Source organism: Pseudomonas sp. MD330_10, assembly GCF_042610415.1.
Taxonomy (GTDB): domain Bacteria; phylum Pseudomonadota; class Gammaproteobacteria; order Pseudomonadales; family Pseudomonadaceae; genus Aquipseudomonas; species Aquipseudomonas rhodesiae.
Window position 1 is genome coordinate 152,299 of sequence record NZ_JBHGZU010000003.1, and the last position, 22,103, is coordinate 174,401.

Below are 22,103 nucleotides of genomic sequence, written 5' to 3' on the forward strand. Positions count from 1 at the left end.
TTAACTCAACTAAATAGTCATTTAGTTGAGTTGGATGCCAGAAGAGGGGGCTCAAGACTGGGCGAGGGCGGCCGCACGGCGCTGGCTGATACGTTCCACCGTCTGCATATGTTCGGTGCCCCAGGCACATAAGGTGCCCAATGCAATGGCCAAGGATTCGCCAAACGGTGTCAGCGAGTACTCCACCTTCGGCGGGATCTCCTGAAAATCGATTCGCACGATGATCTCGTCGCGCTCCAATTCCTTGAGTTGCTGAATCAACACTTTATCGGTCACGCCACCGATGGCGCGGCGCAATTCGCCGTAGCGATGGACATCCTTCGCCAGATTGTAGAGAACCAGCGGTTTCCATTTGCCGCCGATCACGGCGAGCGCAGCTTCAAGGCCGCAGTTGAATGACGTATTAGCCATGATTCGGGCACTCCATAGGGTACTTACCAAAAGGTGCATACTATTCAAAAGAATAGTCCGGATCTACAGTTGTGCCTCCACATACCTTGGAGTGCAACATGAGCAGGCTCAACGGCAAGATTGCAGTCATCACCGGTGGCAACAGCGGCATAGGCTTGGCGAGCGCGATTCGCTTTGCGCAGGAAGGCGCGCAGGTCGTTATCGTCGGCCGCAGGCAAGAAGAACTTGACAAGGCGCTCGACCTGATCGGCCCGCACGCCATAGCCATTCAGGGTGATATTGCCAAACTGGATGATCTGGAACGCATCTTCGCGCAGATCAAGGCGACTAAGGGTCGGATTGATGTGTTATTCGCCAATGCGGGCCTAGGTGATTTCGAGCCTATCGGCTCAATTACCGAAGCATCGTTCGACCGCACGTTTGGCATCAACGTCAAAGGCACACTGTTCACCGTGCAAAACGCGCTGCCACTGATGAGCGCCGGCGGCTCGATCATGCTCACCGGTTCTACGACTGGCACCATGGGAACACCAGCGTTCAGCGTTTACAGCGCAACCAAGGCGGCACTGCGCAATTTCGCCAGAAGTTGGGCGCTGGACCTTAAAGGCACAGGCATTCGCGTCAACGTTATTTCTCCTGGACCGATCTCGACACCCGGACTGGACCTGGCATTGAGCGGAACCGGTCAGAAAGACGCGATCATTGACGACATGACTGGGCAGGTTCCTCTGGGCCGAATTGGTCAAGCCGAAGAGGTGGCAGCGGCCGCATTGTTCCTGGCGTCGGACGAAAGCAGTTTTATGACCGGCAGCGAGATGTTCGTGGATGGCGGGTTTGCTCAGGTTTGACACAGCAAGGGGTTTTGCCCGTTGAAATGTGACGGGCATCGCCTCTGATTATGTAACATTACGTTACGCATAATGTATATTATGTTAAATCATATGTCATTCTAGAAATGTTCATGAGGCTCACCAGAGAATCCGTTCCCGGAACGTTTGCAACTGCGCAATTGGCTAATGATTGAATTGCTCTTGGAGACAGGCATCCGTCGCGGAGAACTTCTGAAGTTCTACACCACGGATATCAATAAACTCATGGGCACGTTGGGCGCTAACAGCTCGATCGACGGGCTGTCGGAAGATCACGAGCGCTCGCACTGATTGACCCGTTGAGCGCCTTTGACGATCGCCCAACCTATCAATCAGCCCGCGGCTCTTTCCCCCACACGTTGACGTGACACATTCAACGCCACCAACGACGCCAGGATCGCCATCACCATCCCCGCCAGGAACCCACCGCTATACCCCGCCTGCGCAGTCAACCCCACCAGCAAGGTCGAAGACAGCATTTCCCCCAGATCACGCGTGCTTTGCACGGCGGTCATGTCCGTACCGGCCTGGTCGCTTTGCGCAGCGAAGGCCATGGAGGCGGTCATGATCACCACCGAGGTGGCGCCGGTCGCGAACGAGCCCAGGCCCACGGCCAACCAGATCAGTCCGGTTTGCGTGGCAAGCATGCCGTTGGCTTGCAGCAGCCAGGTCAACGCGGCAGCGCCGGCCATGCCTACCGCCAGGATGAACGTCGGCCACAGCCCCAACACTCGGATCAACCACGCACCACCGCCGCAGCCGAGGACGATGGTGACCACGCCGCCGCTCATGCCCAGTTGGCCGATAGCCTGCAAGGACCAACCGGCGTCATTCAGGAACAGCTTTGACAAGCCAAAACCCGACACTGACGTCATGGCCGACAACAAGGCCAGCACCAACAGCGCCAGCGCCTTTGGCCGCCTGATGAACCGCCATAATGAGGCATGCGCCACATCTGGCTGTTTTTCCTTGGCCGGTGCCACGTGCAGCCAGCCGACGCACACCAGACTCAACAACGGCACCAAAGCCAGCAGACTGAACGCGCTGGTTTGCCCCAGGTAGCCGCTAAGCAGCAAGGTGCCGGCGCCGCCAACGAAGAAGCCGACCATGGTGCCGCCCACTTGGATGGCGTTAATCCGCGCGAGCATGTTGCCGCTAAAGTACTCGGCCGCCATGCCGTCGGTGGCGATGTCCTGGGTGGCGCTGGCCAGCGAGGCAACAATCAGCAGGCCCACGGCGATGCCTGCCGTCTCGACGCGCAGGCCGATGCTTGCCAGGCAGGCAATGCACAGCAGCACCAGTATCTGCATGGGAATGATCCAACTGCGGCGCCGTCCCAGGCGTGGGCTCCAATGGTTATCCACCTGGGGCGCCCAGAGGAACTTGACCACCCACGGTATCCCCACCAACGGCAGGAACGCCAAGGCGTGGAGCGCCGCGCCGTCATGACGCAGCAGGGTCGGCAAGGCGTCCATGGCGATGCCGAAGCAAATGCCTTGGGACAGGTACAACAGTGCAAAGGTCAGCACCATGCGCCAATGTTTCAACAGATCCAGCATTACAAGTCTCCCCTCAGGCAACATTGGCGGCGGCAGCCCGTGCCGCACGCGTAAAAGAAATCAGGCGCCGCAATGCCCACAGGGCACTGGCCGCGCACAGCAGCAACACAAGATCGATGGGCCACAGCGGCACGCTGCCTTGTTTCAGGCTGCCGGCTAGGTGCAGCAGCGCCGCCGCCAGGAAGCCCAGGCCCGTCACGGCCAGCAGCAGGTGCAGCGGTTGATGCCTGGGGGGCATCAGGCAGGCCAGCAGCAGGCTGGCAAGCCAACCGCCCCAGAACCACCACGCCAGGTTGGCACTGCCCAGCGCCCCCGCGCAGAGCAATACCGCCGTGGCCGCCAGCAACCCGCCACCGCCGCCGACCACCAGGCGCAGTAGCACCTGCCAACCGCCGCCGGCCTTGAGGCGCCGACGCTCCAGCCACAGGTACAAGCCGCTGAGCACCAACCCCGCCGCCGCCAACGCCATGCCGAAATGCACGGCGCGCAGCAGTGACCCGCCAACAGGCACCCAGCGGTAGTCGGCAAAGTGCAGCGGCTGCACCGCAATAAACGCCTGCAACCACAGACCGCGTCCGCTGGCGCTGCTGGAGCCGACGGCGAGGCCGTCAGCGGCGCGATAGGCATGCCGTTCAAAGACGGCCGTACTGGGCAGGCCTTGTTGGATACCGCTCACTTCCACCCAGGCATCCGGCTCACCCCAGTGGTGCAAGGCGACGTTCTGAGCAGAGAACCCCGGATGGGCGACGGCGTCCTGGTGCAGCAACTGATCCAGATCGACCGCCGGCGCTGAAGCCGTTGTTCGGTCGACCTGCGGCGGTGCCCCCAGCAACTGCATGAACGCTTGCTGCGGCGCGCCCGGGAACGCCTGCGCGGCTAGCCCCAAGGTGCCGAGCGCCCCTAGACCGGACAACGCGCCAGTGATACCAAACAGCAGCAACCAGGGCCCGCACCAACGGCCGATCAGGCTGTGCAAGTCATGGGCGAACACCCGTGCCCCACGGTCGCGCCGCAGGCGCTTGAGGTCTTGCAGGCGCCCACTGTGTAATGCACTGCCTGCCCAGATCACCAGCAACAACACCACGCCCAAAAAGCTGATCAAAATCCGGCCGGGAAAACCGATGAACAGACTTTTGTGCAGGTTGAACAGGATATCAGCCGCGTTGCCTGACGCCAGCTCACGGCCGCTGACGGGGTCCAAGGCGACCGTGCAGTCCTTGGGCGATGCACACAACTCGACCACCGAGTGGCGGCTGTCCGGCAAACGAATGCGCAATTCACCGAGCGCCAGGCCGCGCTCGCGAGCGATAGCCGGCCATTGCGCGACCGGTAGCGCCGGTCCGTGAGCCAACGCCGCCGGGCCGCGAAACCAGGCGCGCAAGTCTTCATGGGCCATGCTCCACGCCCCCGTCAGCAGGATCACGAACAGCAGTACTCCAAACACCCCGCCTGCCCCGGCATGTACACGCTGGACCAATGCCCTCGGTGCGCCCATCAGGTTCATCGCCAGGCTCCATCCCAAAGCAGCCAGGGCGTAAACAGCAGCAGCCAGACGCTGGAGCGACACACCACGCGTTTGCGATCCGGCGCCAGCAACGACCACAGCAGTACCGTCACCAGAAACCCCAAGCCCAGGAACACGCCGGCATACAGCCGCTCCAGCCCACCGCCCCACGGATAATGCCGCGCCAGCAGGACGGCCAGTTGCAGGCTGCTGAGCACACTGCCCGCCAGCGCCAGACAAATGCGCAGCGGCCAGGAACCAAGGGCCGGAGCGGCCATCAGAACGTACCTCGCAGGGTCAGATTGAGGCTGCGCGGTTCGCCATAGCGGTTGTTCCAATTGACGTTGGACAGGCTCTGGTAGTACTTGCGGTCCGCCAGATTGTTGCCGTTGACCGCGGCAGTCCAATGCTCGTCGATGCGGTAGGCGACCCGCGCATTGAGTAAGGCATAGCCGCCCTGCTCCAGGGTCACAGCCCCGGATTGGGTGGAGTAATCACTTTGCGCCTGCATGCCGGCACCGACGCTCCAGCGGCGGTCCTGCCACGGCAACTCGTACTGGGTCCACACCCGCGCCATGTGGCGCGGCGTGAAGCTGGCATAGCGCTCACCCGAAGCGTTGGTGTCCTTGAGGTACTCGGTGCTGGTGTAGGTATAACCGGCGGAGACGTTCCATTCGGGGGTGATATAACCGCTGCTCTCCAGCTCGAAGCCCTGGCTGCGCACCTTGCCGCCGCTGATGTAGTAGGTGGTCGACCCCACACCCGGATGGTCCGGGTCGACTTGCGGGTTGTTCTCCAGGTCGATACGGAACACCGCCAGCGACATATTCAAACGCCCGTCCGCCAACTCGCCCTTGATCCCGGTTTCATAGGTCTTGCCCTCCACCGGTTTGAGCAGGTCGCCGCTCCAGGTTTGCCCGGTCTGCGGCTGGTAGACCTCGGCGTAGCTGGCGTACCACGACCAGTTCTGCGCAAAGTCCCAGATCAAGCCGCCATACGGGGTTATTTCCCGGCCGGGGGTGAAGTGGCTGGTCGGCGCGTTCTGGTCCCACCAACTGGCCCGGCCGCCGATGACCAGGGTCAGCGGATCGAGCAGTTTGTAGCGGGTCAGCGCGTAGACGCCCTTGGAGGTGGTCGTCGTGGAACCGGGCGATGTGTAGGCGCCGATCCCGGGTTTGGGCACACTGCTCGGGTCCCAGCGATAGACATTCACCGGCACGTTGAGCGGCGTGGTGAACTGGGCGGTGCGCTGCTCGGTTTCGCCGTGGCTGTAGTTGGTGCCCAACAGCAACTCATGGCTGCGGCCAAACAACGAATACGGCCCATTGACCGAGGCATCCACGCTCTTTTGAGTGCTGCTGAATTTATACGCAGCGCCCATCAAGCGACCGCCATCGCCGGTGAGCGGGTCGATGGCGCCAAAAGCACCGGCATAGCGCAGGCTTGAGTCGGCATCCTGGTATTCGGCGGCGACCTTGGCTTTCCAGTCGTGATCCAGTTGCTGCTCAAGAGAGCCGAACACCCGGCGCGTGGTCCACTTGAAGCGGTCCCAGTCCACGTCCAGATAGGTGGAGCGCGACAGGTTCAGGCTCGATCCGTCCTTGGCCATGGGCACGCCGGCCATGTTGGTCACCGAATCGATGGTCTGGTATTGCGCGCCCAGGGTCAGCAGGGTGTCTGGGGTCAGGTCGAATTCGGTGATGCCGTAGAGCAACTGGGTGTCTTGCTTGCCGACATCGTAGAAGTAGTCGCGATCCTCGTAGGCCGCCACCACGCGCCCACGCACATTGCCAGTCTGGGTCAGCGGCCCGCCGACATCCACTTCGCCACGGTAACGGTCCCAGGTGCCGCCGCTGAGGGTGGTGCTGGCGGCGAATGCCTTTTGTGGGCGCTTGCGCACCAGGTTGACCGTGGCCGCCGGGTTACCGCTGCCGTGCAGCAAACCATTGGAGCCACGCAGGATTTCGACGCGCTCATACACCGCCATGTCCTGAGGCGAACCGGCGGTTTCACCGAGCATCGCCGGCACGCCATCCAGTTCGAAAGAGTTGATCTTGAAGCCACGCACGTAGTACGCGGTGGTCAGCAACTGGAAAGGCTGCACCGTCACGCCAGTGGCCTGCTGCATCACCTCATCGAGGCTGAACAGGTTTTGCTGCTCGATGCGCTCGTGGTCGATGACGCTCACCGACTGCGGCGTTTCCCGCAGTTTGAGCGGTAGCTTGCCGATGGCGGTCACGCCGGGTGGGGTCACCTCGCCCGAGGTGTCGTCACCCGCGACCTTGATGACAGGCAATTGCACGGTCGCAATCGCCTGTGCCAACGGGCTCAGGCCCAACACCAACACCATCCCAAGTTGCGCCCCATTACGTTGGAAACCCCGCCCCGCCTTTGTTGCTCCCCGGTGTGACATTGCCCAGCCTCTTTATCGATAATAATTCGCATTAGTATCGTTTAAACGAACGCTGCGACTTTTCGATTAAGGGACTTTTTCAATGGCTGCCCGGCAGGTTTTGCTCGACGAACTGCGCATACCAGCGGTGCGTGGCCAGCAACTGCTCATGACTGCCGCAGCCACTGACGCTGCCGCCTTCCAGCACCAGGATCTGATCGGCACCGCGCACCAACATCGGGTTGTGTGACACCAACACCACGGTGCGCCTGCCATGCAGCGCCTGCAGGCTGCGATTGACCCGTGCTTCGCAGCGCGCATCGAGGCTGGCGGTGGGTTCGTCAAGCAACAGGATCGGCGCCGGGGACAGCAGCGCGCGCGCCAGGCCGACCCGTTGCCGCTGGCCGCCCGAGAGTAATGCGCCGCCCGGCCCCACCTCGCTGTGCCAACCCTGCGGCAGGCTGCTGAGCACCTCATCCAATGCAGCATCCTTGGCGGCGTGTTGCAGTTGCGCAGGCGTGGCTTGCGGCCGGGCCATGCTGACATTCCACAGCAGGCTGCCGGCAAACAGCCCGCTGTTCTGGAACACTTGCGTGAGGTGGTTGGCCAAGGTGCGTTCGCTTAGCTGGCGAATGTCCACCTGGCCGAGTCGTACTGCGCCGGTCTGCGGGTCCATGCCACGCCCCAGCAAGGCCAGCAGAGTACTTTTACCCGCGCCCGACGGTCCGACAATCGCCGTGAACGTTCCCGGCGCGCAATGGATGTCCACATCCTTGAGCAACTGCTCGCCGCCTTCGCCGCAGATATTCAAGCCTTGCCCTTGCAAACTTGCATCCTGAGGCTGCTCTCCGGGGTGCGGGCTGTGCAGCGTCGGCACGGCCAACACCGCGAGCACTTGAGATAACGCCTGCCACGCCATACGCAAAGCCTGGTCCAGGTAAGCCAGTTGCGACAGCGGTTCGATGAAGCGCACCAGCAACACCAACACCGCCACCAACAGCGCGCCGGATAACTGCCCCGCCGCCACCGCCAGCACACCACCTGCCAACATCAGCGAAAACACCACCTGCACCGCCGCCGCAAAGCCAAGCCCGCTGGGCAACGCGCGGCGGTTGAGACGGTGCGTGGCCTGGTGTTGCTCGTGCAAGGCCTGACGCAACGCCAACTGGCCCTGGCTGGCATCACCGGTGCTGCGGATCAAGGCCTGTTGCTGCGCGAATGTCTGCAACAGCTGCCCGGCGCGACGGTCGACTTGCTGGCGCAGTTGCTCCAGCGCCAGGCTACGTCGCCCGGCCCAACGCAGCAGGGCGAACAACGGCAGATAAGCCAGGGCCAACGCCAGCGCCAAACGCGGTTCAATAAAGATCAGCCCCAGCACCACCATCGTCGGCGTCACCAGCGCCGTTACCAGCGGCGCCAGCAAGTGCGCCGGGATGCCCATGCTGTTGAACACCGGCCCGCGCACCAAATCTTCCAGCTGGCCCTGCCGCGCCAATGGCAAACGCGGCAGCTGTTGCACCAGTTGCGAGACCAGGCCGGCCGCCAACCCGGCTCCCGCCAGATAACCACGGCGCTGGGCAACGTAGCTGACTAAGGCCTGCAGCAACGTCAGCCCCATCAACAGCAGCACGCTTGGCTGCACACTCTGTTGATCGAACCAGGCCAGTATCAGCGGCACCAGCGCCAACCCCGCCAAGCCGTCCAGCACGGCGGCCAGTAGCATCCACCCCAGGGCGCCGCGCAGTATGCGCCGGGCCTGGTCGGGCAAATGACGCAACGGCGAAAGTACACTCATGACACGAACTCCAGTTGATCGGCCATCGACATTTGCTCGTCCCACAGCTGGCGGTACAGACCGTCCACGGCCAACAACTGTGCATGACATCCGCGCTGCACAATGCGCCCTTCGCAGAGCACCAGGATCTGCTCGGCATGGGCGATGGTTTCCAGGCGATGGGCGATGATCAGCCGCGTGCGCCCGGCTGCGTCGTCGCGCAGTGCCGTACGCAAGGCGCGCTCGGTCTGCGGGTCGGTAGCGGAGGTGGGTTCGTCGAGCAACATGATCGGCGCACGCGAAAGCAGCGCCCGCGCAATCGCCAGGCGCTGCAATTCGCCGCCGGACAGCCGCACATCATCGTCCACCACGCTGGTGTAGCCCTTGGGCAACCCCATGATCCAGTCATCCAGGCAGGCCCCCTTGGCCGCGGCGCGAATCTGTTTTTCACTGGCGTGGGGCTGATACAGGGCGATGTTTTGCGCCAGTGACAGGCGCAATGCCCCCGCCTGCTGAAACACCAGCGCCAGATACTGCTGCAATTGGCGGCTGGCGATCTGCCGAACATCCACCCCGCCCACGCGCACATGCCCGCTGTCGACGTCCATAAAGCGGGCGATCAAACCTGCCAAGGTGCTTTTTCCCGCGCCGGACGGCCCCACCAGCGCGGTGGTAGTGCCCGGCTCCAGGCGCAGGTTGATCGCCTTCAGTACCGTGACATCACCCTGGGAGAAGCTCACATCGAGCATCTCCACGCTGGCGTCCCGAGGCGATTGCGGCGCGTCGGGTTCGATCAACGGCGGTGTACTCAACACCTCCTGTAGGCGCCGGGCACTTGCGCGCGCGTTGTTCAGCGCATCAAAGCCGTGCCCCAGCGCCAATACCGGCGCCGCTATGGCGCGCACCAGCAGCAAAAAGCCGCAGACCTGCACGGCGCCCACTTCGCTCACGCCGATAAATAGTGTGCCAAGTACCACCCAGGCTAACAGCCACGGTGCGCTGAGAAGGACCTGGATCAGCGCAGCAAGATGACCGGCGCGGCTCACCCAATGGCTGAAGCACTGATCAAGCTGCTGCACCGCCTCTTGCACACGGCGATGAATGCCCGCGCTGGGAAATTGCCGGACCAGGCCCAGGTTGCCGGCGAACTGGCTGTAGTCGCTGAACAACCGCTGGATTGCGCTATTGCGCTGGGCCACGTCCTCGCGGTAATGCGCCGAGCCCAGGCGCCAATAGCCCAGCACGCCCAATGCCAACGGCAGCAGGCACCAGAGCGCCAGGGCACTGTTGCTCCACAGCAGGTAGGCCAGGGTGGCCATGGGAATCAACAGCAGGTTGACCAGGTCGGTCGGCGCATGGCCCACCAGTTGGTGCAAGGCCCGCACATCCTGCTCGGCGTAACGGGTGACGCCCTCGGGCCCCAGCCGTGCAAACCAGCCCAAGGGCAAGCGTTGCAGATGCTCGGCCAGGCGCACGCGCAGACGGTCACACAGGTCGGCGTCCACCTGATGGGTCAGGTGCAAGGCCAGGGTCTGGCCAAACAACCACAGCGCTGACGCCACCACCGCCACCACCACCCAGTTCAGTGCCGAAGACGCCAGCGGCGGCGCCTGGCGCAAGCTGTCCGCCAGTTGCGCCAAGGCTATCAGCGGCAGCAGCGAGCAGATCCCGGCGACGGCCTGCAACGCGATCGCCGCCCCTAAGCGCGCACGGAAAGGACGCAGCATTTCGCTCAAGTGGCTCATCGGACGTGCTCCAATGCCTGGGCCAGGCCGGCCGCCGGCAACGTCAGCGACGGCTGCAGCGGGAACCCGAGCGCCGCCGTCACCTGCTGCCATAGCCTCACCACTTCCAGGCTGCGCTGTTGCAGGCGCGCCAGCCCCACCCCCGTGATCAGCGGTTGCAATGCACTGGCCGCGGCTGTCGGCCAGACGCGGCGGTAAACCTGCGCCCAATCCGCCGCCGCGGCCTCCAACACTTCGGCGCACGGCAGCGGCTCATCGGCCTGCGGCCCAAACAGGTCGAACACCCCGTCGACATCTTGCACCGGCGCACGCACGGCCGGCAGCCACAGCAACGGCCCGTGGGGCGAGGCCAATAGCAACGTGCCGCTGTCAGTGGCGATGCTGATGCGCTGCAGCCTCTGCATGCGCCCGTCATCATTGGCGGCCAACTCATTGAGCACGCGCAGCGACACCGGCACTTGCGCCATGACCAGGCTGATATCCCGCCAGGCCGACAGCGCCGGTGCCACGCAGTCCACCGACCATGGGCCTACCGACTCCAACAGCGCCGCCAGCACATCGAGGGTCGCGTAACTCACCTGCACCGCGCAGTCGGCGTCGATATGGCGAATGCCCTGTTGACGATGCAGCTGCCGCGCCAGCTCGATGAACCGCGCCACGCACGGCAACTGCGGATAGAAACTGTTGAGCAGGCAGCGCCGATGCAGGCGCGCCGCCGTGCTCAGCAAGTCTTGCAGTTCCTGGGGCAGCAACGGGTGCTCGATCAGCACATCAATGCCCCGCTCCATCAGCGCTTGCGCCAAGGCGGGGCCCTGTTCGCCCCTTGCTGCGCCGCCCACCGCCACGCAGGCCAGTTGTGTGTCGGCGGGTACGTGGGCCAAGGCCTCGAAACACGGCACTTCGAGATAGCGAGCCAGTGCGCGGGAGCGACGGCTGCCCTGCCCCAGCACCCCGACCAGTTCCAGGTGCTCGGCCGCAGCCACACCAACGGCGTAGAACTGGCCGAAGCGCGAGCCCACCACCAGGGTTTTCACAGGCATAGTCATGGGCGTTCCTCCAGCAAGTAACGACTCAGCCCGGCGTTCAAGCACTCGAAGTGATTGCCGCGCAGGGTCTGCACAGTCAGCGGCGCCAACGACGCCGCCTGCCACCAGGCCTGCAGAGCGGCCTGGTGATCGGGGATCAACGGGTTGGCGACGCTCGGCACAAACAGGCGGATGGCGCCCACATACGGCGCGCCGTCGCTGTAGTGGCTGGCGCGCACGGAATGAGCGAACACCCGATACAACTGCTCATCGGCAATGCCCTTGGCCGCCGCCAGTACGCGAGATTTGAGCGCAGTGGCGTCCAGACCCAGGTGTTTGTCGAGCAACGGTTCGGCCGCCGGCAACCCCAGCGCAGCGGTGTCCAGCCCCAGGGTGCCGGCGAAGCTGTAGAGCATCTGCACTTCATCCTCCACCAGGTACGGAATGCGGTAGCTCGATACGATGTCCACCCGACGCACCTCTGCGCCCAATTGCAGCAGGGCCTTGGCCAGCTCCAGCGTTACTAGCCCGCCGGAGCAGTAGCCCAGCAAGTCGAAGCGACGCCGGCCGCTGTCCCACAGCGCCTGGGCATACCGTTTGCCGAGGGTGGCGTTGATATGCTCCGGCGGCAGGCTCAAGTAATCATCGCTGTCGTGCACCGCCAATCCGAGCAACGGGCCGCTGCCGGCCAGTTCGGAGATCAACCCGCGATACGGCAGCAGCGTGCCGAGCCCTTCATGCACCAGCACCCGCGCTGTGCCTTCACCCGCGGCCAGTTCCGTCAGCGCATCCACCCGCCCGCGCCCACCCAGCGGCGCACGGCGGGGGTCCGTGGAGGGCACCACTGCGGGGGCTTCACTGCTCGACTCACTGCGCAAGCGCTGGGCCAGGCCTTCCGGGGTCGGCTGGCTGAGAGCCCAGCGCAACAGGCGGTCGAAGGGTTGCGCACGGGCCAATGGCTCTTGCTCGCGCAAGCCGGCGATCAATTGTGCGATCAGCAGCGAGTCACCACCGGCGCCGAAGAAATCCTGATCCGCCGACACCCCACTGCAATCGAGTACTCGCTCCCAATGCACGATCAAGCGCTGCACCAACTCATCCGCCACTTCCGTGCGCGCACGGCGTGCCGGTTCGAGCTGGCGCTGCTCGGCTTGGGCGGTCAGCGCGCGGCGGTCAATCTTGCCATTGGCGGTGACCGGCAAGCGGTCAAGTATCCGCACCTGCGCCGGCACCATATAACGCGGCACGCGCTCGGCGATGAAGGCCAGCAACGTCTCCTGGCTCAGTAATGGCCGGTCGGTTTTCACGCGTGCGACCAACAGGTCGTAGCCCAGCAGGTGCAGCACACTGTCGGCCGACGCCAGCGATTCGGCCTGATCGCCGGCCTCGCTGTTCAGCCACGCCAGCCACTGGTCCGTATGCACGAACAGCTGCCCGGTGGCGGCGCGCACGTCCTGCGGCGTCTCCATCATCAGGCTTTGGCTAATGCTGATTTCGCGGTGTTCGCGGGTCAGTTCCTGGATCACCAGCCAGGCATCGGCTTGCAGCAATTGGCGTAACCCGGCGAGCAGGCGCGGTGTATCCAGGGCGTTGTTCAATGCGCCGGAGCTGAGCAGCAGGTCCAGGGACCCCGCGGCAAGCCCTTGTTCGCAGGCGGGTTTGTTCATGTCGAACGGCATGAAGCGCACCCACGGATACGCGGCAAAGCGTTCGCGCGCAGCGTTAAGGAAATAGCTCGACACGTCGGAAAACACATAGTCGATCTGCACCCCGTCCGCCACCAACGGCGCCAGCGCGGGGATGATCAGCGCACTGGCGGCACCGGTGCCGGCCCCCACTTCCAGGATGCGCCAGCGGCGCTGGCTCTGGCGCGCAACGATCGCGCAAACCGCCTCGGCCATGGCCCGATGCAGCACTTGGGCATGCTGGCCACGGCTGTACATCGCCTCGGCAATATGTGCCGAGCCTTGCGGGAACATCAGGCTTGCCGGGCTCAGGCGCCCGTCCAATTGCTCGGCCAGGCGGGTCGCGCTGGTGCGCAGGTAATCGACCAATTCCAGCGGCCAAAGACCGCTCGGCGCCAGACGGGCGAACTGTGCCCAGGCATCGTCCTGACTCAGGTCAGCCGTGCTGACCTGGCAGCGCCAACCGTCATTGTCTGCACACAGGTAGCCGCTGTCGGTCAACAACGTAAGCCAATGCCGCAACAGGCGATGCTGACCGGCGTCGAGTTGCAAGGCCTGGCACAGCGAGTCGAATGCCACGGACTGCCCCGGGATCAGCAAGCCACTGCCGCCCAACCAGTGCAGCAACGACACATCCGCCGCCCGATCCAGCGCAGCCAGTGCTGCTTCGATGGCGGCGCGCGGGCCGAAATCCGCGTGTTCAAGGGTGTGGCGAGCCTGGCGCAGGACTTCGCCCAACTGCGTGCTCAGGTGAGGCGCAGGCGCGTTGGTGTGCAGGGTGACGAAGCTGCACAGCGAACGTTCGTGACGCTCGCCGAGCAACACCGTGGTACTCGCGGCGATCTGCGGATGGGCCAGCCAGCCCGCGTCGATTTCCGCAAGTTCGATGCGGTGACCGCGAATCTTCACCTGGTCATCCTGGCGCCCAAGAAACTCGATCAAGCCTTCCGCGTTCAGGTAACGCCCCTGGTCACCCGTGCGGTACAGGCGACGCCCGCTGGCATGGGTGATGAACCGCTCGGCGCTGCGTTGCGGGTCTTCGGCATAACCCAGGGCCAGGCCGAGTCCGCCGATATGAATCTCACCACGCACGCCCACCGGGCACTGGCGGCCCAGCGCGTCGAGTACTTCCAGGGTCTGGTGCTTGAGGGCCCGGCCGTAGGGGATGCTTGGCAAGGCCGTATCTTCGGCACGAATGGGATGCTCCACCGACCAGATCGCCGCTTCGGTGGCGCCGCCCAGGCTGAACAACTGGCTTTCGGGCCAGCGTTGCCACCAGCGGGTCGGCAGCGTGGTGGGAATCCAGTCGCCGGACCACAGCACACAGCGCGGCCCGGGGATTGCGCCGGGCTCGGTCTCCAGGTAATCCACCAGCATCTGCCCTTGTGCGGGCACCGAGTTCCACAAGGTGATGCCGTGTTCCTGCATCAATTGCGCCCAATGCGAAGGATCGGCGCCGCGCTCGGGGTCGGGCAGCACCACCTGCGCACCGACCGCCGTGGCGCCGAAGAAGTCATACACCGACAAGTCGAAACTCAACTCTGCCAGGCCCAGCACGCGGTCATCGACGTTCACCGCGTAGCGCTGGTTGATGTCATCGAGGGTGTTGACCACCGCGCCATGGCTGAGCATTACGCCTTTGGGCGTGCCGGTGGAGCCTGAGGTGTAGATGATGTAGGCCAGGTCCGCGGCCTCTACCGCCAGCGGCTCACGGGGTGGCCAATGCGGGTCGACGGCAAGCGTATCGATGGCGACGCGCGGAAGTTCAAGGCTGTCCGGCCATGCCTGGGCTTGCAGGACAATCACCGCAGCAATCCCCGCGTCGCGCAGGATCGCCTCGCGGCGCAAGGCCGGTTGGCGGATGTCCACCGGCACATAGGCCGCGCCCATCTGGGTAATGCCCAGCACCGCCATCAGTTGCCAGGCACTCTTGGGCAGCATCACCGCCACCCGCGCCCCCGGCTGCACGCCGAGCGCTTCAAGCGCCTTGCGCACCGCGGCGGCATGCTGGGCGACCTGACGATAGCGGTAACGGCCGTCGCGGTCGCTGATCACGAGGGCATCCGGAGTTCGCAGCGCCTGTTGGGCGAAGCCGTCGGCGATATTGCGCGCTGGGGCGCTGGCGTGGATTGGCGGGTTTGCCTGCTGCGCGGGCAGCACGATATCGCCACGCGCTTGCCACAATTGCGGGTCGCAGGCCAAGCGTTGCAGCAAGTCGACGTAGGCTGCGAACATCTGCGCGGCCATGCCCTCGGGCAACACGCCGATGCGGACATCCCAGCCGATCTGCAAACCGCCGTATTGGTCGCTGACCTGGCAGTCAATCCACACTTGCGGGGTTTGGCTGATCATGTAGCTGGGCGGCTGCAACACACGCCCGGCATCGCCGAGCATGCGTTCGACGCTGCCGATGCCACTGGTGAACACCACCGGCATCAGGTCGGCGCCACGCCCTCGCACACGGGCCAGTTCGCGCAGTACCTCAACGCCGGTGAAGCGGCTGTGGTCGAGGTCATCGAAAAGCTGCGCGCCGATACGCCGCGCACGCTGGACAAAACTGGCGCCCTCGGTGCCGTCCACCGCGAGCAGGCTCAGCGCGGTGAAGTCTCCCACGACCTGGTTCAACTGCGGGTGCAGGTTCGGTCGGTTGAGCACGGTGAGGTTCAGGCAAAATTCCGGGCTTTGGCTCCAGCGCCCGATCACCTCCACAAACGCGGCCAGCGTCACGCCCGCCGCGCTGAGGCCTTGGGCGCTGGCGAGGGCGCACAGGGCGTTCCATTGCCCGCTGCTCAACACGCCATGGTGGTGGGCGAAACGCGTGGAGCCCAAGCCCGCGTGCTCGCTCAGCGGAAGGTCCGGACGCCCGGGCAGGCTGTCCAGGCGCGCCAGCCACCACGCCTTGTCGGCGTACCAGGCGGTGCTGCCACGCGCTTGCTGTTCGTGCTCGAGGTAGTCGCGAAAGGTCGCCTCCAGCGCCGGCCAGTGGCGCGTCGGTTCCAAGTAGCGCTGGGTGAGTTCTGCCAGCAGCAGTTGCAGGCTGGCGTAGTCGAACAAGGTGAAATCCACCGAGCAATGCAGGATTGCCTGCTCGCGTCCCACGCTCAGTTGGGGCAGCAGGATCGGCCATTGATCGAGCGCATGGCAGGCATGGTCCAGGCGCTTGCGCACGCTGTTCAGGTGCGCCTCGAATTCCTCGGGCGTGGCGTCGCGGCGGTCATGCACCGGCAGCTGTTGCCATGGCACCTGGGCTTGCACACGTTGCTGATGGTTATCGACCACCGCGCGCAGCATCGGGTGACGTTGCACCACGGCGTTCCACGCCTGTTCAAGGTGCCCGGTGTCGACGTTCGCCGGCCACGGGTATTCGACATACAGGTGGCAAGCGTTGCCGCCATAGTCAAAGGCCGGGTTGCGTCCCAGTACATAGGCGCCCTGTACCGCGCTCAAGGCGAAGGGTTGCAGCGCCTGCTCCGGCTGTGCGCGCCATTGTTGGGGCGCAAGATGCACCAGCAGCGCTGGCCGCTGGGCGCGAATACGCTCCGCCAGGGCTGAATCCAATGCGCCTTGCGGCGCGCGAAAATGCAGCTTGCCGTCAGTGGCCCAGAGTTCGATCTGGCGTTCACGGCAGATGTGCAGCACATCATCCAGGCTCATAACACGCCCTCCTCGATAGCCACTTCGCCGCTGCGCACCAGCAACGCGGCCATGCCTGCCAATGTCGGCTGCAGGTAGAAATCGCTCATGCGCAGGCTGGCGCCCAGTTGTTCACGCACGCTGGCCAGCAGCCGCGTCGCCAGCAGGCTGTCGCCGCCCAGGCTGAAAAAGCTCGCCTGGGCGCTGCGCACCGGCCGTCCCAGGATGGCCTCCCAGCACGCTGCCAGGGGCTGTAGCTCGGCACTGAGTTCGCCGTCTTCGTTGTTTGCCGGTTGCCTGCGTTGCAACGCGTCGCTGAGGCTGGCGTGCAGGCGCGCGCGGTCGATCTTGCCGTTGGCATTCAGTGTCAGGCGCGGTACGGACCACAGATGTTCGGGCCGCATCGCCTGGGGCAAGCGTTGTTGCAGCCATTGGTCGAGGCTTTCAGCGGTCAGGGTTTCATCCGCCGCACGCGCACTCAACAGCAGCATCGCGGGGTTTTGCCACAGGCATTCCAGGTGGCGAAAACCGCTCTGGCCGAGCAGGTGCGCCAGTTCGGCAGCGTCAGGCAATACCGGTGCGCGCTCATCCAGCAGCGCCGCGCTGACCAGCCGCAACGGCGAGTCGCGCAACAGGTCGGCCAGCAACAGGCGGCCTTGCGGCTTGAGCAGTGCCTGCGCCAGATTCAGCCCATCGCCGGGCTGAGCATAACTGTGCAAGGCCGCGAAGCTGATCACCACGTCGTACTGTGACCAGTGTTCAGCGGGCAGCACGCCCTCCACCAGCAATTGGCTCGCCACGCGCCGGCGCTTGCCCACGCTGGCCGCCAGCAGGCCGGGGCTGCTCTCGAACAAGGTCAGTTGCACGTCGCGCGAACTCGCATGGTCCAGCCATTGCTCCAGCAACTGCCCGCCGCGCACATCCAGCACCGCGACTTTCAGCGGTGTGCCGCTGTGTTGTTGAAGCTCCTGGCTCAGGGTGTCCAACACCTGGCGGCCCGCCGGCAGGTTCAACGCCATGGCCTGCGGTGCCAGCAACGGATCGAACAACACTTGCGAGGCGCCGTCTTCGGTGCGCAACAGCACCTGCAAGGCACCGACCATGCGGTGCAGATCCGCCTCGCGCCACCCTAAGTGCGCCAACGCGTCGTGCAGGCTGAGCGACTCGACATGCTCGGCCAGCCACTCGCGCCACGTGTCGAGCAGGGCGCTGGGCGGCGGGTCTTGCAGCAGGCGGCGCAACAGCTGCGCGGTGACCTGGTGTTCTGCGGCCAAGGTGTCGTCGAGCATCGAGACGGCCGGCAACGCCTGCGCCGATGCAGATTCAGGGCTGATCACCACGGCCGCGCCGAGGCTGCCGTTCAACACGGCAGCACAGGCGCTTTCAACCCGTGGGTGGGCGGTGAGCGCCGCTTCGATTTCCCCCAGTTCGATACGCTGCCCGCGCAGCTTGACCTGCTGGTCCATGCGCCCGAGAAACTCAAGGGTGCCATCAGCCCAGAAGCGCCCGCGGTCGCCGGTGTGGTACCAACGCCCGTGCTCATCACTGCGAAAGCGCTGTGCGGTCAGCAACGGGTCATTGCGATACCCCCGCGCCAGGCTTGCGCCACCGATCAACAGTTGCCCGATCACCTGGTCCGGCACATCGCGCCCGGTGGCGTCCACCACCCGATACGCCTGGCCGGCCAAAGGCTTGCCATAGGGAATCGACGGCCAGTGGTCGGGGACATCATCAATGCTTTGCAGGTTCGACCAGATACCCGCCTCGGTGGCGCCGCCCAGGCCGTACACGCGGCACTGCGCGGTGGCGTGGCGCCGCAGGCGTGCGGCGAGGTCGAGGGCAATCCAGTCGCCCGACAGCAACACCGCCCGCAGGCTTCGGTAATCACAGGCATCGGCGCCGACGCCCAGGGCCATTTCCAGCAATGCCGGGGCCGAATTCCACAGGCTCACGCGGTGTTCGGCGATCAGTTGCGCCCAACGCGCCGCATCGCGGGTTTCTTCAGGTTGCAGCAGCACCAGGCGAGCGCCCTGCCCCAGCACGCCAAACAGGTCGTACACCGACAAGTCGAAATCCAGCGCCGACACGGCCAGCAGGCAATCATTCGGTGTGACCTGCAGTTCGGCCTGCACCGCATCAATCGTGTTGATTGCGGCGCCATGGCAGACTTCAACACCTTTGGGAATGCCGGTAGAGCCCGAGGTGTAGATCACATACGCGCTGGCGCGCGGCGATAGCGTTTTCGGCGCGGCCAATGGCGCGGACTGCTCAAGCACCGCCGGGTCAAGCCATTGCAGCGCGTTGCCCGGCGGCTGATCGGCAATCACTCGGGTGATGCCCGCAGCCGATTCGATCAGGCTGCGCCGCGCAACCGGCTGTGCGGTATCCACCGGCACATAGCAACCACCGGCCGCCAGCACGCCGAATACCGCGGCGATCTGGCGAGGCCCACGCGGCAGGCAGACCTCCACCGCCTCGCCCTGACGCATGCCCGCCTCAAGCAAACCCGCCGCTATACGCAGGGCTTGGGTGGCCAGATCGTTATATGTCCAGCGTTGCGCGCCGCAGATCAGGGCGAGTGCGTCGGGTTGCCGGGCACTTTGGCGAAAAAAGTCTTCAAGCAGGCCACGCCCCGGCGCCAACGCCGGCAGACTGTTCTGCTGGTCGCGGCGCGCCTGTTGCGCCAGCGGCAACAACACCGGTTGCGGCTGGTTCCAGTCGCTGTCGGCGAGACGCTGCACCAGCTCGACATAGGCGCTGAACATCGCCTGCGGCACGCCTTGCGGGAACAGTTCGGCAACGCTGTCCCAGGCCAGCAGCACGCCGTCCTCAAGCCGATACAGTTGGTGGTCGAGCCACACTTGCGGGGTTTGCGAGAGCATGTCGTGCAGGTCGCCAAACACCTCGCGAAAGCTGGCGGGGACAAAACCCGAATCGCTCAAGTTGCAAGAAAACACCACCGGCGCGGAACGCGGATGACCTTGGCGACGTGCCTCACGCAGCACTTCCAGCGCGGGAAACGCCGCGTGGTCGATGGTGGCGTGCAAGTCGCGCTGGTAGCGTCGGGCGCCTTCGGCAAACGGCAACTGCGGCGTATCTTCACACGCCACCAGCAGCAAGGTGGTGAAGTCGGCAATCACCTGGTCGATGGATTGCTGATCATCGTGACGATCGAACAACGGCACATTGAGCAGGAAGCTCGACTGTTCACTCCAGCGTGCCAACACCGCGTTGAACGCTGTGGCGAACACGCTGGGCAACGTCAGGCCATGGGCCGTCGCCTGGCGACGCAGGCGTTCGGCTTCTGCGTGACTGAGTACGTAAGCCTGGCGGGTAAACCGTGGCGCACGGATCGATTCCGGGGCACAGGCCAGCGGCAGTGCGGGGCCGTCCGGCAACTGCGCAAGGCGTTTGCACCAATGCTCACGATCTCGCGCATACGCCTCTGCGCGACGTTGGCGGCGCCGGCCCAGGTAGTCGGCAAACTGCACGTCCGGCGCGGGCGCAAGCGCGGCCGGCGCCTGATAGGCCTGGCCCAGTTGCGCCATCAACAGGCGCAGGCTTTCCACGTCGACGGCCAGCAGGTCGACACTCAACCACACACGATCGCGGCCTTCGGGCAACTGCACCAGGCCGACCAGCAACACCTGCCCCGCGTCCACGGCCAGGCATTCATGCGATCGCCATTCACGCAGCGCGTGCCAGGCGTCTTGCGCAACCGCTTGAGTGTGGTGGCGCCAATCCTGATGGTCGAAAACCGGCAATTGCGTTGCGCCAAGAATGCGTTGGCGGCCGTCGTTGAAACTGGCCCGCAACATCGGGTGACGCGCTTGCACGCACTTGACTGCCGCTTCCAGGCGTTGCGCATCGATGCCCTGGCAATCGAATTCCAGCCATGCGTGGCAACTGATATTGCCCAGCACTTCGGCGGGCCCGCGCCCCAGCCAGTACGCCTGTTGCACCGCGCTGAGTTCAAAACTGTCGTCGGCTGCGCTCAACGGGGCGACATCAGTCACCTCCACACGCCGCACCGCCTGGCCATGCAGCAGGTCAAGCCAGGCCGCGAGGCTGGGTTCGGCGCTGAGTTGGGCGAAGTCGACCCGCAACCCATGGCTGCGCAGGCGCTCCTGCAAGTACATCAGGCGGATGGAATCCAACCCGCAGCCCAAGAGGTTTTCCTCATCGCCCAGGCTGTCGATTTCTTCCACGGTAGCGCCCAGCAACTGGGCAAGGTGTTCGATCAGCCATCTGCGCAGTGCGGTGGTGTCTGCTGTTGTCAGCTCGCTCATGAAAAGCTTCCTGTGACCCGTCTAGATAAAGTCCCTGGCTCACCAAGATGGAAGCCATTCTCAATTGGAACTCTATCGCAAGCGGTTTTTCAGGAAGCGCTCAGGGCTTTAGATAAACAGGCCTTTTCATTCGATTCAGAGACACCGTGCCGTGATCAACGGATTTCGCTGGGCGATACACCGTAGCGTTTGCGAAAGGCGATGGAAAAATGCGCCGGGCTGAATCCCACGCCATAGGCGACGGTAGACACATTGCTTTCCTCGTCGCTGAGCATGCGGTGGGCTTCGTTGAGACGATGTTCGTGCAGGTAGCCGAACACGCTGGTACCGAACACTTTGCGAAACCCCGCCGTCAGTTTGCGCGGGCTCATGCCCACGTGGCTGGCCAGGGCGTTCAGGCTGGGCGGTTCGAGCAGCGAGCGCACCAGACGGTCCCGGGCGGCGTGTACACGCTCCACATCCGACGAGGTGATGCGCAGCTTATGCTCAGGCTGCCCGCGCTCACCGAGCAGGAACTGCGCGCTCAACGCGGTCAATTCCAGCGCCTTGCCACCCAGGTACAACGAGCGGCTCGGGCCCTGCATCGGGCATGTTGCAATTTGCGTGGCCAGTGCCTGCATCGCGCGCGGAGCCGGGCGCACCATCATGTACGGGTCGCCGCCGCCACTGCTGAGCAGCTTGCGCGGGGCCAGGCCGAGGTGGCGGTCGAGGGATTCGAGGTCCAGCTGGACGATGGTGTAGCGCAGTGGTGTGGTGGTGCCGTAGATCTGCGACGAGGTGAACTCGCCATCGTTGACGATGGTGCACAGGCTCGGCCCCTTGATCGACTGCTCGCTGTGCCCGGGGATGCGGCACGACAGCTCGCCACTTTGCACCAGAATCAACTTGAGGCCGCGCTCCAGCGGGTCCTCGACCCAGTTTTCACTGTCTGACCACAACGTGCCGGTGACCAGGGTCATGTGCGGGTCCAGATAGACCGTTCCGGGTTGGTTGCCCTTGGGTTCGGCCTGCGTCTCTTGTCGACTGGGGGCGATGATCGTAATAGTCATTGGGTTTTCCCTTGATCCTGAGGCCATTACGCGGGGCCTGACCTGAATGAGGAGGAGGCTTTTAAACCGTAAACCTCCCTGTTTATAGCCGCTGTGTATTTCATCTAATGAAAAAGTCACAGGTCCGAAAGCCTTGGCGTTGAGAAGCGCTCGGCGAAGGACAATGAT

General features: G+C 64.3%; 12 protein-coding genes. 1 reads left to right on the forward strand and 11 read right to left on the reverse strand.

Annotated elements, in window-relative coordinates; translation table 11 throughout:
* Positions 1–51: 51 nt before the first annotated feature.
* Positions 52–411, reverse strand: a complete 360-nt coding sequence (locus tag ACFZPT_RS06110; RefSeq protein ID WP_034113730.1) for a helix-turn-helix domain-containing protein — start codon at positions 409–411, stop codon at positions 52–54.
* A gap of 98 nt (positions 412–509) precedes the next feature.
* Between ACFZPT_RS06110 and ACFZPT_RS06115 the strand changes: the two genes are divergently transcribed.
* Positions 510–1,259 (forward strand): SDR family NAD(P)-dependent oxidoreductase, encoded by a 750-nt coding sequence (locus tag ACFZPT_RS06115; RefSeq protein WP_034113728.1) that lies wholly within the window; start codon positions 510–512, stop codon positions 1,257–1,259.
* A gap of 353 nt (positions 1,260–1,612) precedes the next feature.
* On the opposite strand, the gene ACFZPT_RS06120 is transcribed toward ACFZPT_RS06115, so the two are convergent.
* From ACFZPT_RS06120 to ACFZPT_RS06165, 10 genes are all read right to left on the reverse strand, one after another.
* Entirely contained in the window at positions 1,613–2,839 is a 1,227-nt protein-coding gene (locus tag ACFZPT_RS06120; protein WP_034113727.1) for a RhtX/FptX family siderophore transporter, read from the reverse strand.
* Positions 2,840–2,852: 13 nt separating this feature from the next.
* Positions 2,853–4,343 (reverse strand): PepSY domain-containing protein, encoded by a 1,491-nt coding sequence (locus tag ACFZPT_RS06125; protein ID WP_052229568.1) that lies wholly within the window; start codon positions 4,341–4,343, stop codon positions 2,853–2,855.
* On the reverse strand, positions 4,340–4,621 hold the full coding sequence (locus ACFZPT_RS06130) for a hypothetical protein (RefSeq protein WP_034097888.1): 282 nt from the start codon (positions 4,619–4,621) through the stop codon (positions 4,340–4,342). Before ACFZPT_RS06130 ends, ACFZPT_RS06125 begins: the two co-directional genes overlap by 4 nt.
* Complete coding sequence (locus ACFZPT_RS06135; protein ID WP_099311866.1) at positions 4,621–6,693, reverse strand: TonB-dependent siderophore receptor; 2,073 nt, start codon at positions 6,691–6,693, stop codon at positions 4,621–4,623. Before ACFZPT_RS06135 ends, ACFZPT_RS06130 begins: the two co-directional genes overlap by 1 nt.
* A gap of 142 nt (positions 6,694–6,835) precedes the next feature.
* Positions 6,836–8,530 (reverse strand): ABC transporter ATP-binding protein, encoded by a 1,695-nt coding sequence (locus tag ACFZPT_RS06140; protein WP_034113725.1) that lies wholly within the window; start codon positions 8,528–8,530, stop codon positions 6,836–6,838.
* Positions 8,527–10,254 (reverse strand): ABC transporter ATP-binding protein, encoded by a 1,728-nt coding sequence (locus ACFZPT_RS06145; protein ID WP_379555057.1) that lies wholly within the window; start codon positions 10,252–10,254, stop codon positions 8,527–8,529. The genes ACFZPT_RS06140 and ACFZPT_RS06145 overlap by 4 nt, the downstream gene beginning before the upstream one ends.
* Positions 10,251–11,300, reverse strand: coding sequence for a Gfo/Idh/MocA family oxidoreductase (locus tag ACFZPT_RS06150; RefSeq protein ID WP_034113724.1), 1,050 nt, complete (start codon positions 11,298–11,300; stop codon positions 10,251–10,253). The genes ACFZPT_RS06145 and ACFZPT_RS06150 overlap by 4 nt, the downstream gene beginning before the upstream one ends.
* Complete coding sequence (locus tag ACFZPT_RS06155) at positions 11,297–16,618, reverse strand: non-ribosomal peptide synthetase (RefSeq protein ID WP_034113723.1); 5,322 nt, start codon at positions 16,616–16,618, stop codon at positions 11,297–11,299. The genes ACFZPT_RS06150 and ACFZPT_RS06155 overlap by 4 nt, the downstream gene beginning before the upstream one ends.
* A complete protein-coding gene (locus ACFZPT_RS06160; RefSeq protein ID WP_034113721.1) occupies positions 16,615–20,886 on the reverse strand; it encodes a non-ribosomal peptide synthetase in 4,272 nt (1,423 codons plus the stop codon). Before ACFZPT_RS06160 ends, ACFZPT_RS06155 begins: the two co-directional genes overlap by 4 nt.
* Positions 20,887–21,041: 155 nt before the next feature.
* Positions 21,042–21,935: an AraC family transcriptional regulator gene (locus ACFZPT_RS06165; protein WP_017849084.1), complete on the reverse strand. Its 894-nt coding sequence runs from the start codon at positions 21,933–21,935 to the stop codon at positions 21,042–21,044.
* Positions 21,936–22,103 lie beyond the last annotated feature (168 nt).